Source organism: Streptomyces sp. 351MFTsu5.1 (assembly GCF_000383655.1).
In the GTDB taxonomy this organism is placed as follows: domain Bacteria; phylum Actinomycetota; class Actinomycetes; order Streptomycetales; family Streptomycetaceae; genus Streptomyces; species Streptomyces griseorubiginosus.
The window spans coordinates 243,751-258,692 of sequence record NZ_KB911782.1; the positions used below are offsets into that span (position 1 = coordinate 243,751).

The 14,942-nt window shown below is 71.0% G+C and carries 9 protein-coding genes; 5 read left to right on the top strand and 4 right to left on the bottom strand.

Annotation, left to right across the window (positions count from 1 at the left end; genetic code table 11):
- Positions 1-235: 235 nt before the first annotated feature.
- From H295_RS0120060 to H295_RS0120080, 5 genes are all read left to right on the top strand, one after another.
- Positions 236-694, top strand: a complete 459-nt coding sequence (locus H295_RS0120060; RefSeq protein WP_158691054.1) for a hypothetical protein — start codon at positions 236-238, stop codon at positions 692-694.
- A 107-nt stretch (positions 695-801) separates the two neighbouring features.
- Positions 802-1,830 (top strand): hypothetical protein, encoded by a 1,029-nt coding sequence (locus H295_RS0120065; RefSeq protein WP_020137135.1) that lies wholly within the window; start codon positions 802-804, stop codon positions 1,828-1,830.
- 94 nt (positions 1,831-1,924) lie between these two features.
- Positions 1,925-2,980 (top strand): NAD-dependent epimerase/dehydratase family protein, encoded by a 1,056-nt coding sequence (locus H295_RS0120070; RefSeq protein WP_020137136.1) that lies wholly within the window; start codon positions 1,925-1,927, stop codon positions 2,978-2,980.
- 137 nt (positions 2,981-3,117) lie between these two features.
- On the top strand, positions 3,118-4,767 hold the full coding sequence (locus H295_RS48590) for a C40 family peptidase (RefSeq protein WP_028809552.1): 1,650 nt from the start codon (positions 3,118-3,120) through the stop codon (positions 4,765-4,767).
- A gap of 218 nt (positions 4,768-4,985) precedes the next feature.
- Positions 4,986-5,756, top strand: a complete 771-nt coding sequence (locus tag H295_RS0120080) for a response regulator transcription factor (protein WP_028809553.1) — start codon at positions 4,986-4,988, stop codon at positions 5,754-5,756.
- Here H295_RS0120080 and H295_RS0120085 read toward each other — a convergent pair.
- The 4 genes from H295_RS0120085 to H295_RS0120100 form a co-directional block, all read right to left on the bottom strand.
- Positions 5,725-7,206, bottom strand: coding sequence for an MFS transporter (locus H295_RS0120085; protein WP_028809554.1), 1,482 nt, complete (start codon positions 7,204-7,206; stop codon positions 5,725-5,727). The two genes, H295_RS0120080 and H295_RS0120085, sit on opposite strands and share 32 nt — an antisense overlap.
- Positions 7,207-7,313: 107 nt before the next feature.
- Positions 7,314-8,759 (bottom strand): alpha-amylase family glycosyl hydrolase, encoded by a 1,446-nt coding sequence (locus H295_RS0120090; RefSeq protein WP_020137139.1) that lies wholly within the window; start codon positions 8,757-8,759, stop codon positions 7,314-7,316.
- Positions 8,756-11,440: an MGH1-like glycoside hydrolase domain-containing protein gene (locus H295_RS0120095; RefSeq protein WP_020137140.1), complete on the bottom strand. Its 2,685-nt coding sequence runs from the start codon at positions 11,438-11,440 to the stop codon at positions 8,756-8,758. Before H295_RS0120095 ends, H295_RS0120090 begins: the two co-directional genes overlap by 4 nt.
- Before the next feature lie 110 nt (positions 11,441-11,550).
- Positions 11,551-14,925, bottom strand: coding sequence for a pyruvate carboxylase (locus tag H295_RS0120100; RefSeq protein WP_020137141.1), 3,375 nt, complete (start codon positions 14,923-14,925; stop codon positions 11,551-11,553).
- Between the last annotated feature and the right edge of the window lie 17 nt (positions 14,926-14,942).

Consider the following 14,942-nt stretch of genomic DNA (forward strand, 5'->3'; position numbering starts at 1 on the left):
CCCCCGCGGCGGCCCGTGTCCCCCCGTCGGTCACGTCTCGCACCGCCGCCCCAACTCCACGCTACAGGCGGGCCAGTTGGGGCCCCGGCGGCGATCAGAGGCGGGTGTTTCCCTGTTTCCCGTTGCCGGTGGTCGACGGGAAACATCTCGACATGCCCACGACCTGGGCCGAAAGCTCGGAACCCGGGTCGGCCACCGAGCCGGCTCCTGAACAGGATCTTCCAGGGAGGGAACCATGAGGACCCGCACTCTTTCAGCCGTTGTGGCGGGGTCGGCCACCGCCGCGCTCCTGCTGACCGGCGTCGGCACGGCCACGGCCGCCCCGGCCAAGTCGGACCAGCTCCGCAAGACCGCCGCGCCCGCCACGGCCGAGGCCGCTCCGGCCAGGGCGGCCTGGGACGGAAACATCTACCTCTACTACAGCACCGCGGCCAACAGCGCCTGGCGGGCCTACTACAGCGGCACTCCGGACTTCGCCTCGGACACCTTCAACGCCGGTGTCGACGGCTACGGCCAGCGCGTGAAGAACAACGTCAACCGGGCGTGGAACAACGACCAGCGCTGGGCCGCGCACATTTGGTACAACGAGAACTACCAGGGCGCGGTGGACACCTTCTCCCCGGGCGAGGCACGCCAGTTGAAGGTCGGGGTGCGCAACGACAATGCCTCCCTGAGCTGGACGCTGGTGGGCTGACCTCGATGCACGCCGCGGCGGGCCGGGAAGCCCTCTCCCGGCCCGCCGCGGCCGGCCCTCGCCGTCGGACCCACCGCTCTCATCTGCCCGCCAAGGGGGACACGTCCATGCGCCCATCGTCAACGGCCCTCGGCGGCAAGGTTGTTCGGGCCGCCGCGGTCCTCAGCATCCTGACCGGTCTCGTCGCCGTCACCAGTTGTGCGGACGGGGCCACGAGCCCACGGCCCCGCGAGTCCGCCCACGGCACGACGCACCAGGGCACCGACGCCGGCGAGGGGATCCCGCCGGTGGCAGGCATCCCGGTGATCCTCGGGGTGAAGTCCCTGGTGCTGCCGATCGAGCCGTATCTGGTCACCGACCGCCAGATGTCCGCCATTCTGCGTGCCCGGCAGGAGCTGGTGGCCCCCTGCATGCGCCGGTTCGGCTTCGCGTGGCCCGACCGCGACCCTGGCACGGGCACGGGCACAGGCGACAGCGGGGGCATGCCGCCCGGCATGAAGAACGCGGCCAACATGGACCGCCGCTACGGCATCACGGATCCCGCGCTCGCGGCCCGCCTCGGGTACCACTTCGCTCCTGACGCCCGGCAGCGGACCACCGAGGAGTCCTCCGCCGCCCGGCCGGACGCCGACGCGCTGGCCGTCCTGACGGGACGCGCCGCCGACGGCACACCGGCCCCGGGCCGCCACCACGGCCTGGCGGTACCGGAGGGAGGCTGCCAGGGACAGGCGACCGCCCGGCTGACCGGCGGCCTGCCGCTCGGCAACGACCCGCTGGCCAGCGAGATCAACATCGTCAGCTACCAGAAGTCGCGGGCGGACCCCCGCGTCAGGGCGGTCTTCCGCGCATGGTCGGCCTGTATGCGCAAGCGGGGCTACTCCTACGCCGCCCCCACCGACGCTCCCGGCAAGGACCCCCGGTTCACCGGCCCCACGCCGACCCGACAGGAGACGGCCCTGGCCGAGGCGGACGTGGCGTGCAAGCGGCAGACCAACGTGATCGGCGTCTGGTTCACCGTGGACACCGCCTACCAGCGGCGGATGATGGCCTCGAAGGGGCCGGAACTCGCCCACGCGAAGGAGGCCATCCGCACCCGGACGGCGAACGCGGAACGTGTTCTGAACGGCGACCGCTGAGGACACCCGTGGCCCTGCGGGCGGTGTGGCCGACCGCCTGCCGCGGAAGATCCCCCGGTGCTTCAATGTCATCCCCGGGCGGAGGAGCGGCGGCATGGGTGCGGAGTCGGGCAGGGTCCTGGTGACCGGCGGCAGCGGTTTCGTCGGCAGTCATCTGGTACGGCGGCTGCTGGAGCGCGGCTACGAGGTGCACGCCACCGTCCGCAGCCTCGCGAACCCGGCGAAGGTAGGGCCGTTGCGGGACATGCAGGACGAATTCCCGGGCGGACTCGGCCTGTTCGAGGCGGACCTCCTCCAGGAGGGCTCCTTCGACGCGGCCATGGCCGGCTGCCGGGTGGTCTTCCACGTCGCCTCGCCCTTCTTCATGCCGGAGAAGATCAAGGACGGCCGCAAGGACATGGTCGACCCGGCCCTGACCGGCACGCGCAACGTCCTGGCCGGCATCGAACGGACGCCGTCCGTGGAACGGCTGGTGTTCACCTCCACGGTCGGCGCGATCTTCGGCGACTACTCCGACGTGCGGGACATGGAGGGGCGGATCCTGTCGGAGCGGTACTTCAACACCAGCAGCACGGTGGAGAACAACCCGTACCACTACGCCAAGACCGTTGCCGAGCGCGCCGCGTGGGACGCGGAGGCCGCGCAGAGCCGCTGGCGGATGGTCTCCGTGAACCCCGGTCTGATCCTGGGCCCCTCCCTCACCCCCGCCTCCGAGTCGGGCAGCCTCTTCCTCCTGGAGGAACTGTTCAGGGGCTACTTCTTCTACGGCGCCCCGGACTTCAGCTTCACCACGGTCGACGTCCGTGACGTGGCCGACGCGCACATCGCGGCCGCCGAGAAGCCCGACGCCAAGGGCCGTTACATCCTGGCCGCCCGGACCATGACGTCGTTCCACGAGATGTCCCGCGTCATCCGCGCCCGGTACCCCCGCGACCGGCGCCTTCCGCGGACGGCGCTCCCGCACTGGCCGGTACGGATCCTGGGTCCCGCCTTCGGGCTCACGCAGGACTACATCCGCAAGCATCTCGGCATCCGCTTCGAGGTGGACAACAGCCGCAGTGTGAACGAACTCGGCCTCGTCTACCGGCCGGTGGAGGAGACGGTTCTCGACCATTACGAGGCCTGGCGCCGACAGCGCGTCCGTCGCTGACCCCTCACCTGCGGGAACGGGCGCACGCGACGAAGGTCACAGTTACATCTCGCCCTTTTCACACTTCAATCTTCACGTGAGCCTCACAAGTTGGTTAGGTTTACGTCGAACAGCACGACGGAAGGGGCACATCTTTCATGGCGCCGGATCGAACTTCGCGCAATGGAGGGTTCAGCCTCCCGGCCAAGCGCAACTCCGCACTCGCGACGGCCGCGATGGCCTCCGCGGCCCTTCTCTCCCAGACCGGGAACGCCGCGGCCGACGAGGCGCCGAGCCGCGACGAGGTGGACCGGCGGATCACCAACCTCTACGACCGCGCGGAGACGGACTCCGGCACCTACAACGCCACCCGCGCTGCTGCCACCAGGGCGTCGGGCACCCGTGGCCGTACCCCTTCGACGAGCGGCGGGAGCCGCAGGTCCGGGGGCGAGCCCGCGCTCGAAGCCCTCGCCAAGCAGTGGTACGGCGTGGGCCGGGCGAAGCTGGGTCCGTTCGTCGAGGCGACCCTGCCGGGCGACCGGCTTCCCGCGCCCGCCGCCGAGACGCGTCGTCAGCGTCCCGCGGAGGCCCCGGCGGCACGCGCGCCGAAGCCGGCCGAACGGCCCGCGCCCGAGCTGACCGCCAAGCCGATGCTCGCCCTTCCGCCCGCGCCGGAACAGCCCCCCGTGTGGACACCGGACCCGACGCCGCAGCCGCTCACCGGCACCGGTGAGATACCCGCCATCAGCGCCCCGCAACTCGAGAGCGGGTTCCCGGAGTACAGCACGCAGACCGGCAACGGCTTCGCCGAGTACGGCACGCAGACCGGCCCGGCCCTCCCGGGGTACGGGACGCAGGGCGGCGGGCAACTCCCCACCGGAACACCGGAGTACGCCAGCCAGGCCGCCCAGGCCACCACGGGTCTGCCCGAGTACACCGGGCAGCTCACCACGGGCCGGCCCGAGTACCCGGCCCAGCCGGTCACCGGATTCCCGGAGCCCACGGGCCAGTTCAGCACGGGCCAGTTCAGCACCGTCCTTCCGAACGACACCGGCCAGTTCACAGCGCCGCTCCCCGGCAACACGGGCCAGTTCAGCACCGCGCTGCCCGGCAGCACGGGCCAGTTCGCCGCCCCGCTGCCCGACAGCACCGGCCAATTCAGCACCGCCCTCCCGAACGACACCGGCCAGTTCACAGCGCCGCTCCCCGGCAACACGGGCCAGTTCAGCACCCCGCTGCCCGACAGCACGGGCCAGTTCGCCGCCCCGCTCCCCGGTTACGCCCCCCAGCCCACCCCCCTCGCCGGCTACTCCACCGACCTCGGCAGCCCGCTCACCGCGGTCGCCCCGGCCCCCGGTATCCCCTCTCCCCGCAGCCCCGAACCGCAGTGGCAGGCCCCGCAGCAGAGCGCCGCCCCCGCCTCGCTGCCCACCGCGGACCCCGGTTACGACTCGAAGGTCATCCAGGTGCTCGCCTTCGCCCGGTCCCAGATCGGCAAGCCCTGCGTCTGGGGTGCGGCGGGCCCGGGGTCGTACGACAACGCCGGTCTCACGCAGGCCGCCTGGAAGGTCGCCGGTGTCTCCCTGCCGCGTACCTCCCTCGGCCAGGCGAGCACCGGCACGGCGGTCCCGCTGTACGCGATGCAACCCGGTGATCTGGTCTTCTTCCACGACGACTTCAGCCACGTGGGCCTGTGCACCGGCAACGGCATGATGATCCACGCGCCCGGCCCCGGGGCTTCGATCCGCGAGGAGTCGATCTACCCGACCGGCGAGTCGATCATCCGGAGCGCGATCCGCCCCGCCTGACCCGCACCTGCCCCTGAGGCACCCGCCCTGGCCGTGAGGAGTGGTGCGGGCCGCCGGTCCCCCGTGCCGGCGGCCCGCACGAAAAAGGAGAGACTCAGGCATCCCTGCTCGTGCCCGGTCTCCCCCGCTGCGGCGTCGGAGCGCCGATGTGCTGGAGTTATGTCGACAACGTCGATGTTGCCCGGATGAAGTGTGGGTCAGCGAGGTACGGGGCCGGTATGGGTACAACTGCGTATGAGCGGGTGCTGTCGGTCGCCGTGGCCGCGCTCCACGAACGCGACCCGGCGCAGCTGTGGCCACTTCTCGCGGGGGACCTGCCGGCCCTGTGCGGTGGCGACGCCCTGATCTACAAGCTGGACGACTGGAACGAGAGCGAGGGCACCCTCGGTGTGTCCCCCGCCGCCACCGCCGAGTTCACCGTGCTCGGGGACGAGGAGACGGGTCTGCTGCGCGCGGGCTACCCCCTGGCCGCGCACTACGCGGGCCGGGCGGACCGGGCCCCGGTGACCGCCGGCCGGGTGGCCGGCCGTGCCTGGCCGGGGAGCCCGATGGCGCAATTGCTCGACGGTCTCCTGGACGTCGACCACGTGCTGGGGATCCCCCTGCCCGGCTCGACCACCCCGATCACCGGGTGCCTGGTCTACCGCTCGGGCCGGGACTTCAGCGACGACGAGCTGCGGCTGGCCGAGCAGTTGCAGCCGCTGCTGGCCGCCGTCGAGCAGCAGCGGCAGCTTCTGCGGCGGCTCGACGCCTCGTCCGGGCAGGCCGCGGACCTGGCGCTCACGCCCCGGGAGACGACCGTGCTGGTCCTGCTGGGCGACGCGCTGACCGCCCTGTCGATAGGCCGCAGGCTCGGGATATCGGAGCGTACGGTCCACAAGCACATCGCGAACATCTACCGCAAGCTCGGCACGCACGACCGCGTCAGCACGGTGCTGCACGCACAGCGGCTGGGGCTCATCCCTGCGGCAGCGGCGGCCCGCCCTTGAGGCGTTCCAGGTCGGAGGGGCGGACCTGGATGACCACGATCGCGATGAGCGCGGCGAGCACGGTGAAGATCGCGGCCATGACGAAGGCGGCCGAGGCGCCGGCGGTGAGGACCTCGTCGCCCCACGGGCCCGGCAGTTGCCCGGTGCGTTCGAAGATCCGCTGCTCAGCCGGGGTGGCCTGGGAGAGGAAGCGGGGGATCTGCTTCTCCGCCTCGTTGGTGCTGGCCGTGCCGAACATCGTGACCAGGATGGACAGCCCGAGTGAACCGCCCACCTGCTGGGTGGCGTTGAGGAGTCCGGAGGCCGCGCCGGTCTCCTCGGTGGGGACGTTGGAGAGTGCCATCAGGGTCAGCGAGACGAACTCCATGCCCATGCCGAGGCTGAAGACGAGCATCGGTCCGAGGACGCTGCCCGCGTAGGTGGAGTGGACGTCGGTGAGGGTCAGCCAGCCGAGGCCGATCGCGGCCAGGATGGCACCGCCCACCATGAACGGCTTGGGACCGTAGATGGGCAGGAACCGGGAGGCCAGTCCGGCGCCGACCGCGATGACCGCGCTGACCGGCAGGAACGCGAACCCCGTGGCCAGCGGGCTGAAGTTCAGGACGTTCTGCACGAACAGCGTCAGGAAGAAGAACATGCCGAAGATGGCCGCCGCGAGGCACAGCATGATGCCGTAGGTGCCCGCCCGGTTGCGGTCGGCGAACATGTGCAGCGGGGTGATGGGCTGCCGGGAACGCTTCTCGATCATCACGAACGCCACGAGCAGGACGACCGCCGCGGCGAACGAGCACAGGGTGAGCGTGTCCCGCCAGCCTTCCTGTGCGGCCCGGATGAAGCCGTACACCAGCAGCACCATCCCGGCGGTGGCGGTCAGCGCGCCGACGATGTCGAAGTTGCCGGGGTGGCGTTCGGACTCGCGGATCCAGCGGGGTGTGGCGAGCGCGATGAGCAGTCCGATGGGCACGTTGACGAAGAGCACCCACCGCCAGTTCAGCCACTCGACGAGGACCCCTCCGGCCAGCAGCCCGATCGCGCCGCCGCCCGCGGAGACCGCGGCGAAGACGCCGAACGCCCGGTTGCGCTCGGGGCCTTCACGGAAAGTCGTGCTGATCAGCGCGAGCGAGGTAGGGGAGGCGATGGCGCCGCCGACGCCCTGGAGGGCACGTGCGGACAGGAGTTGGACCTCGTTCTGGGCGAGTCCGCCGAGCAGGGAGGCGAGCACGAACAGCAGCACGCCGAAGATGAACACCCGCCGTCTGCCGAGGATGTCGCCGGCCCGGCCGCCGAGCAGCAGCAGTCCGCCGAAGGTGAGGGTGTACGCGTTGACCACCCAGGCCAGGCTCGTCGTGGAGAAGTCCAGGGAGCGCTGGATGTCCGGGAGCGCGATGTTCACGATGGTGATGTCGAGGACCACCATCAGCTGGCAGGACGCGATGACCAGCAGGGCCATGACGTTGCCACCGCCGCCGGAGTCCGGTGGGGTGGTGCGTGCTGCAGAACTGGCCTGCGGGTCGCTGCTCATGGTCTCCGTACGACCGTACGCCGGTGCCGGGGGCCTCACCACTCGAGGACGTGGCACCCCCAGGCCGGAAGGGACACGAACAGTCCGGAGTCGTTCAGTTCGTCTCCGTCACGGTCGTACACGGCCCCGTCGAGCAGGTCGGTCAGGCGGTGTGCCCGTCCGCGCAGGTCGTCCCACGGCAGGGGCAGCCGGGCCTGGGCCGGGCCGTCGGAGTCGTTGACGACGACCAGGTGGCGGGCGTCGGCGCGGGTCCAGGTCCAGGCGAGGAGACGGCGGTGGGAGTCGTTGTCGGGCCAGCCCTCGGGGGTGACGAGGCGCCACTCCCCCCGGCGCACGACGGCGGCGGCGGTCAGCAGGCGGCCGTAGAAGGCGTGCAGGGGTTCGTCGACGGTCTCCTGCGGTCTGCGGCTCAGGAACACCGGTGGCCGCACCGTGCGGCCCTCGAACTGGCCCTCGTGCCAGAGTGTGGCGCCGGGAAGCGTGGCAACGGCCACGGCGGCCGCCCGTTCCCGGCCCCCGGGGACCACCGCGGCGATCCGGGGCTCGTCGTGGTTCTCCAGGAAACGGACGAGACCGCGCTGGTAGGTGAGGTCCGCGCCGAGGTGGGCGCGGACGGAGTCGGCGTCCTGGTGCAGGAGGCGGTCGTAGAGACGCTTGTCGTAGCAGTGGTCGAAGCCCTGCTTCTGGAGGGCCCCTTCGAGGTCCCAGTAGGCCTCCGCCACGAACAGGAACCGGGAGTGGTGCTCCCGTACCCGGGGGATGACGTACGGCCAGAAGTCCTCGGCCGGGGCCGGGCCCGCGCGGTCGCCCCAGGTCCTGGCGAAGACGTCGTTCATCAGCAGCATCGCCATGTCGCAGCGCACGCCGTCGGCCTGGTCGGCGACGGACGCCAGGGTCTCGACGGTCGCTGTCCGCAACTCCTCGCTGAAGGCGTTCAGTTGGACCACGTCCGGCCAGGGCGGGAAGTAGGGGTCGCGGCCGCGGGCACAGATCCCGCCCTCGGTCTCGATGAAACCTGCCGGGTCCCGGGCGAGATCCTCCGCACTCCCCCGGACCAGGCAGTCGGGGCGTTCGGTGAGCCAGGGGTGGTCGGGGGCGATGTGGTTGGGGACGTAGTCGAGGAGCAACCCCATTCCGCGGGCGGCCAGTTGGGCGCGGGCGGCGGCGAGGCCCTCGGGGCCGCCCAGCACCGGATCGACGACGTAGTTCCGCACGCAGTACGGCGATCCGGCGATGTCCGCCTCGGTGACATCGGGGAGGGCGTCACTGAAGGAGGCCCTAAGCCCCTCGTCCTGCAACGCGATCCGCAGTCCCGCCGGGCTGCGCTCCCACACACCCATCAGCCACACCGTGTCGACGCCGGGAGGCACCAGGGAGTCCCAGACCTCGTCCGGCACTTCCCCGAGCGTGACGTCCCGCCCGTACCGGCGGCTCAACTCGCCCAGCCACACCAGGGTGTTGATCTCGTAGACGACCGTCATGACAGCGACTCCCGTCCGCCCCGTTGCCAGTCCTCCTCGCTGATGGCGTGGAAGAGGGTCGCGGTGGCCGCCACCAGGCCGGTCCAGCCGGTCTGGTGACTGGCGCCGAGGCCTGTGCCGTTGTCTCCGTGGAAGTACTCGTAGAAGAGGACCAGGTCCTTCCAGTGCGGGTCCTCGGCGAACACCGGCTTGCCGCCGTGCACCGGCCGGTGGCCGTCGGTGTCGGGCAGGAAGGTGGCGGTGAGCCGGTCGGAGATCTCGCGGGCGACTTCGTACAGGTTGAGCAGCCGTCCGGAGCCGGTCGGGCACTCCACGGTGAATTCGGGGCCGTGGTGGGCGTGGAGGTTCAGCAGCGCGCGGATGAGGAGGATGTTCATCGGGAACCACACCGGGCCGCGCCAGTTGGAGTTCCCGCCGAACATCCCCGAGTCGGACTCGGCGGGCAGATAGCCGACGCCGTAGGTCTGCCCGTGCACGTCGAAGGTGTACGGGTGCTTCGCGTGGTACCTGGACAGGGACCGGATGCCGTGCGGGCCGAGGAACTCGTCCTCGTCGAGCATGCGGGCCAGGATGCGGCGCAGCCGGTCCTCGCCGAACAGCGCGAAGAGGTAGCGGCCGTCGGTGCCGGGGCGGTCGACTGCCTGCTGGGCGACGAAGGCCTCGACGGCCGGGTGTCGTCGGATGAAGTCCCGTGCTCCCTCGACCAGTTCGGGGAACGCCCGGTTCGCCCGGTCGCCGACGAGGCTGGTCGCCGCGAGCGGTATCAGGCCGACCAGGGACCGCACCTTCAGGCGGGTCGCGCTGCCGTCGGGCAGCCGCAGGACGTCGTAGAAGAAGCCGTCCTCCTCGTCCCACAGGCTGGTGTTGTCCTGGCCGATGCGGTTCAGGGCGACGGCGATCCACGCGAAGTGTTCGAAGAGCATCTGTGCCTGCTCGACGTAGACCGGGTTGTCCACGGCGAGTTCGACGGCGATGTCGAGGAGGTTCTGGCAGTACAGGGCCATCCACGCGGTGCCGTCGGCCTGGTCGAGACGGCCGCCGGTGGGCAGCGGCGCGCTGCGGTCGAAGACGCCGATGTTGTCGAGGCCGAGGAAGCCGCCCTGGAAGACGTTGTTGCCGTCGGCGTCCTTGCGGTTGAGCCACCAGGTGAAGTTCTTCGTCAGCTTCTGGAAGGCGTTCTCCAGGAAGGCGCGGTCGCCGTGGCCGGTGCGGTGCTTCTCCAGTTCGTAGACGAACAGGACCGCCCAGGCGTGGACGGGCGGGTTGACGTCCCCGAAGTTCCATTCGTACGCGGGGATCTGGCCGTTGGGGTGGAGGTAGAGGCGACGCAGCAGCAGGTCGAGCTGGGACTTGGCGAAGCCGATGTCGACCATGGACAGGGCCAGGGTGTGGAAGGCGAGGTCCCAGGCGGCGAACCAGGGGTACTCCCAGGTGTCCGGCATCGACATGATCTCGTCGTTGACCATGTGGTACCAGGCGCTGTTGCGGATCCGCGGGTCGGCGGCGAGCGGGTCCACGCCGTGCTCGGCGAGCCAGCGCTCGACATCGAGGTAGTAGTACTGCTTGCTCCACAGCATCCCGGCGAGGGCCTGGCGGACGAGCCGCCGCTCCTCCTCCCCCGTGGCGGGCGGGATGACACCGGCGTAGAAGGTGTCGGCCTCGGTGCGGCGCAGGTGGAGGACGTCGTCGAAACCGCTCCAGGGGTCCGGGAGTTCGGTGTCCGACAGGCGCAGGCGGATCCGGGCACTGTCTCCGGCGGGGATGGTCAGCACGTGGTGGACGGCGGCCTTGGTGCCGGTGCGGGCGGGGTTGACGGCGTCCGTCGCGCCGTGGACGACGTACCGGTCGATGCCGTTCTTCACGTACGGGGTGGTGTTCGGGCTGCCGAAGACGCGCTCGTTGTCGGTCTCGTTGTCGGTGAAGAGCGTCTCGCCGTCCTGGTGGTACAGCCATCGCGCCCCGAGTTCCTCGTGGTCGGCGCGGATCGCCTCCTCCGTGGCGCGTAGTCCCGGCACCGCCGTGCCGCCCGCCCAGGACCAGGTGTGCCGGAACCACAGGGTCGGCAGGAGGTGCAGCACGGCCTCGTCGGGGCCCCTGTTGTGGGCGGTGATCTCGATCAGGAGGTCGTCCGGTCCCGCCTTGGCGTACTCGACGAAGACGTCGAAGTAGCGGTTCTCGTCGAAGACGCCGGTGTCGAGGAGTTCGTACTCGGCGTCCTCGCGGCCGCGCGCCCGGTTGCCGGCGACGAGGTCGCCGTAGGGGAACTCGCCTTGCGGGTACTTGTACAGGTACTTCATCGACGAGTGGGTGGGCGTGTTGTCGAGGTGGAACCAGTACTCCTTGACGTCCTCGCCGTGGTTGCCCTCCGCGTTGGTCAGGCCGAACATCCGCTCCTTGAGGAGGGGGTCGCGGCCGTTCCACAGGGCGAGCGCGAAGCACAGCCGCTGTTTGTCGTCGCTGACTCCGGCGATGCCGTCCTCGCCCCAGCGGTAGGCGCGGGAGCGGGCCTGGTCGTGGGTGAAGTACGACCAGGCGTCGCCGTTCTCGCTGTAGTCCTCGCGGACGGTGCCCCACTGGCGTTCGCTCAGGTAGGGCCCCCAGCGTCGCCAGGGGGCCGTGCCCGCGTCCGCCTCGGCCAGTCGTCGGCGCTCGGCGTCCGGTGTGCCGCTTCCGTTGGTCATCCGCCGGTCCTCTCGCCGCCCGGGACATGTGACCAGACTTGGCCCCTGAGGAGCGGACCGCAATGGTGGTGAGCTGTACGGAAGCGAGTGTCACCGTTCCGGCCGAGGTGTCAGCCGATCTCGACCAGCAGGTCACCGCCTTCCACCTGCTGCACCTTGTTGATCGCCAGCCGGGACACGCGTCCGGCCTTCGACGCGGTGATCGTGGCCTCCATCTTCATCGCCTCGATGGTGGCCACGGTCGCGCCGGCCGCCACCTCGTCGCCCTCGGTGACCACGAGCGTGACGACGCCGGCGAAGGGGGCGGCGACATGGCCGGTGTTGGAGCGGTCGGCCTTCTCGGTGGTCGGGATGTCCGAGGAGGCGGCGACATCACGGATCTGGATGGGCCGCAGCTGGCCGTTGAGCGTGGACATCACCGTGCGCATGCCCCGCTCGTCGGCCTCGCCGATGGCCTCCAGGGCGATGAGGAGGCGGACGCCGGGCTCCAGGTCGACGGCGTACTCCTTGCCCGGGCGCAGGCCGTAGAAGAAGTCCTTGCTCTCCAGGAGGCTGGTGTCGCCGTAGGACTGGCGGTGGGTCTCGAACTCGCGGGTCGGGGCGGGGAACAGCAGGCCGTTGAGGGTCGAGCGGCGGTCCTTGTCCAGGCCCTCGCGGTCCTCGGCGGTCAGTTCCTGGACGGGCTTGGCGTCGGCGCGGCCCTGGAGGGCCTTGGTGCGGAAGGGCTCGGGCCAGCCGCCGGGCGGGGTGCCGAGCTCGCCGCGCAGGAAGCCGATGACGGAGTCGGGGATGTCGAAGCGGTCCGGGGTCTCCTCGAACTCCTTGGGGTCGACCCCGGCGCCGACCAGGTGCAGGGCGAGGTCGCCGACCACCTTGGAGGAGGGGGTGACCTTCACCAGGTGGCCCAGCAGGCGGTCCGCGGCCGCGTACATCGCCTCGATGTCCTCGAAGCGGTCGCCGAGGCCGAGGGCGACGGCCTGGGTGCGCAGGTTGGAGAGCTGACCGCCGGGGATCTCGTGGTCGTAGACGCGTCCGGTCGGGGAGGCGAGGCCCGCCTCGAAGGGGGCGTACACGCGGCGGACGCTCTCCCAGTACGGCTCCATGTCGCCGACCGCGCGCAGGTCCAGGCCGGTGGGCCGGTCGGAGTGGTCGGTCGCGGCGACGATCGCGGAGAGGGAGGGCTGCGAGGTGGTGCCCGCCATGGAGGCGACGGCCCCGTCCACGGCGTCGGCGCCCGCCTGGATCGCGGCCAGGTAGGTGGCGAGCTGGCCGCCCGCGGTGTCGTGGGTGTGGATGTGCACCGGCAGGTCGAACTCGCGGCGCAGCGCCGAGACGAGCTTGGCTGCGGCGGGGGCGCGCAGCAGGCCCGCCATGTCCTTGACGGCCAGGACGTGGGCGCCCGCGTCGACGATCTGCTCAGCGAGGCGCAGGTAGTAGTCGAGGGTGTAGAGGCGCTCGTTCGGGTCGGACAGGTCCGAGGTGTAGCAGAGGGCCACCTCGGCGACCGAGGTGCCGGTGGCGCGGACGGCCTCGATGGCGGGGCGCATCTGGCTGACGTCGTTGAGGGCGTCGAAGATGCGGAAGATGTCGATGCCGGTCTCGGCGGCCTCCTGCACGAAGGCGTCGGTCACCTCGGTCGGGTAGGGGGTGTAGCCGACGGTGTTGCGGCCGCGCAGCAGCATCTGGAGGCAGATGTTGGGGACGGCCTCGCGCAGGGCGGCGAGCCGCTCCCAGGGGTCCTCGGCGAGGAAGCGCAGGGCCACGTCGTAGGTGGCGCCTCCCCAGCACTCCAGGGAGAGCAGCTGTGGCAGGGTGCGCGCGACGGCCGGGGCGACGGCGAGCATGTCCTTGGTGCGTACGCGGGTGGCGAGCAGGGACTGGTGGGCGTCGCGGAAGGTGGTGTCGGTGACGCCGATGGTCGGGGACTCGCGCAGCCAGCGGGCGAAGCCCTCGGGCCCGAGCTCGGTGAGCTTCTGCTTGGAGCCGGCAGGCGGCTCGGTGTCCGGCGTCTCGGGCAGCTTGGAGACGGGGTCGATCAGCTCCGGGCGTTCGCCGTGCGGCTTGTTGACCGTCACGTCGGCCAGGTAGGTGAGCAACTTGGTGCCGCGGTCGGCGGAGTGACGGGCCGTCAGCAGATGCGGGCGCTGCTCGATGAACGAGGTGGTGACGTTGCCCGCCTGGAAGTCGGGGTCGTCCAGCACCGCTTGCAGGAAGGGGATGTTGGTGGCCACCCCGCGGATGCGGAACTCGGCGACGGCACGCCGGGCCCGGTTGACGGCGGTGGTGAAGTCCCGGCCCCGGCAGGAGAGTTTGACCAGCATGGAGTCGAAGTGGGCGCTGATCTCCGTACCGGCGTGGGTCGTTCCGCCGTCGAGGCGGATGCCGGAGCCGCCGGGCGAGCGGTAGGCGCTGATGCGGCCGGTGTCGGGGCGGAAGCCGTTGGCGGGGTCCTCGGTGGTGATACGGCACTGGAGGGCGGCGCCGTGCAGCCGGACCGTCTCCTGGGAGAGGCCGAGGTCGGCGAGGGTGGCGCCGGCCGCGATCCGGAGCTGGGCCTGGACGAGGTCGACGTCGGTGACCTCCTCGGTGACCGTGTGCTCGACCTGGATGCGCGGGTTCATCTCGATGAAGACGTGGTTGCCGTCCCGGTCGAGGAGGAACTCGACGGTGCCCGCGTTGCGGTAGCCGATCTCGTGGGCGAAGCGGACGGCGTCGGCGCAGATGCGGTCGCGCAGCCCGGGATCGAGGTTGGGTGCGGGGGCCAGCTCGATGACCTTCTGGTGGCGGCGCTGGACCGAGCAGTCGCGCTCGTAGAGGTGGATGACGTTGCCCTGGCCGTCGGCGAGGATCTGCACCTCGATGTGGCGGGGCTCGACGACGGCCTTCTCCAGGAAGACGGTCGAGTCGCCGAAGGCGGACGCGGCCTCGCGGGCGGCCGCCTCGATGGACTCGCGCAGCTGCGCCGGGTCCTCGACCCGGCGCATACCGCGTCCGCCACCGCCCGCGACGGCCTTCACGAAGATGGGGAAGCCGATGTCGTCGGCGGCCCGGACCAGCTCGTCCACGTCGTCCGAGGGCGCCGAGGAGCCCAGGACCGGCACTCCCGCGGCGCGGGCGGCGGCGACCGCGCGGGCCTTGTTGCCGGTCAGTTCGAGGATGTCGGCGCTGGGGCCGACGAAGGTGATGCCGGCCTCCTCGCAGGCCCGCGCCAGCTCGGGGTTCTCGGAGAGGAAGCCGTAGCCGGGGTAGACGGCGTCGGCGCCGGCCTGGCGGGCGGCGCGGATGATCTCCTCGACGGAGAGATAGGCCCGCACGGGATGGCCCGGTTCGCCGATCTCGTAGGCCTCGTCGGCTTTGAGTCGGTGCAGTGAGTTGCGGTCCTCGTGGGGGAAGACGGCGACCGTCCTCGCACCCACCTCATAACCCGCGCGAAACGCGCGGATCGCGATCTCACCACGGTTGGCGACCAGTACCTTGCGGAGCATTCCCGATCCCTTCGGCC

Coding starts and splice junctions, on each gene's coding strand:
- H295_RS0120060 (WP_158691054.1), top strand. CDS start 236: ATGAGGACCCGCACTCTTTCAGCCGTTGTGGCGGGGTCGGCCACCGCC.
- H295_RS0120100 (WP_020137141.1), bottom strand. CDS start 14,925: ATGCTCCGCAAGGTACTGGTCGCCAACCGTGGTGAGATCGCGATCCGC.
- H295_RS48590 (WP_028809552.1), top strand. CDS start 3,118: ATGGCGCCGGATCGAACTTCGCGCAATGGAGGGTTCAGCCTCCCGGCC.
- H295_RS0120085 (WP_028809554.1), bottom strand. CDS start 7,206: ATGGCCCTGCTGGTCATCGCGTCCTGCCAGCTGATGGTGGTCCTCGAC.
- H295_RS0120095 (WP_020137140.1), bottom strand. CDS start 11,440: ATGACCAACGGAAGCGGCACACCGGACGCCGAGCGCCGACGACTGGCC.
- H295_RS0120080 (WP_028809553.1), top strand. CDS start 4,986: ATGGGTACAACTGCGTATGAGCGGGTGCTGTCGGTCGCCGTGGCCGCG.
- H295_RS0120070 (WP_020137136.1), top strand. CDS start 1,925: ATGGGTGCGGAGTCGGGCAGGGTCCTGGTGACCGGCGGCAGCGGTTTC.
- H295_RS0120090 (WP_020137139.1), bottom strand. CDS start 8,759: ATGACGGTCGTCTACGAGATCAACACCCTGGTGTGGCTGGGCGAGTTG.
- H295_RS0120065 (WP_020137135.1), top strand. CDS start 802: ATGCGCCCATCGTCAACGGCCCTCGGCGGCAAGGTTGTTCGGGCCGCC.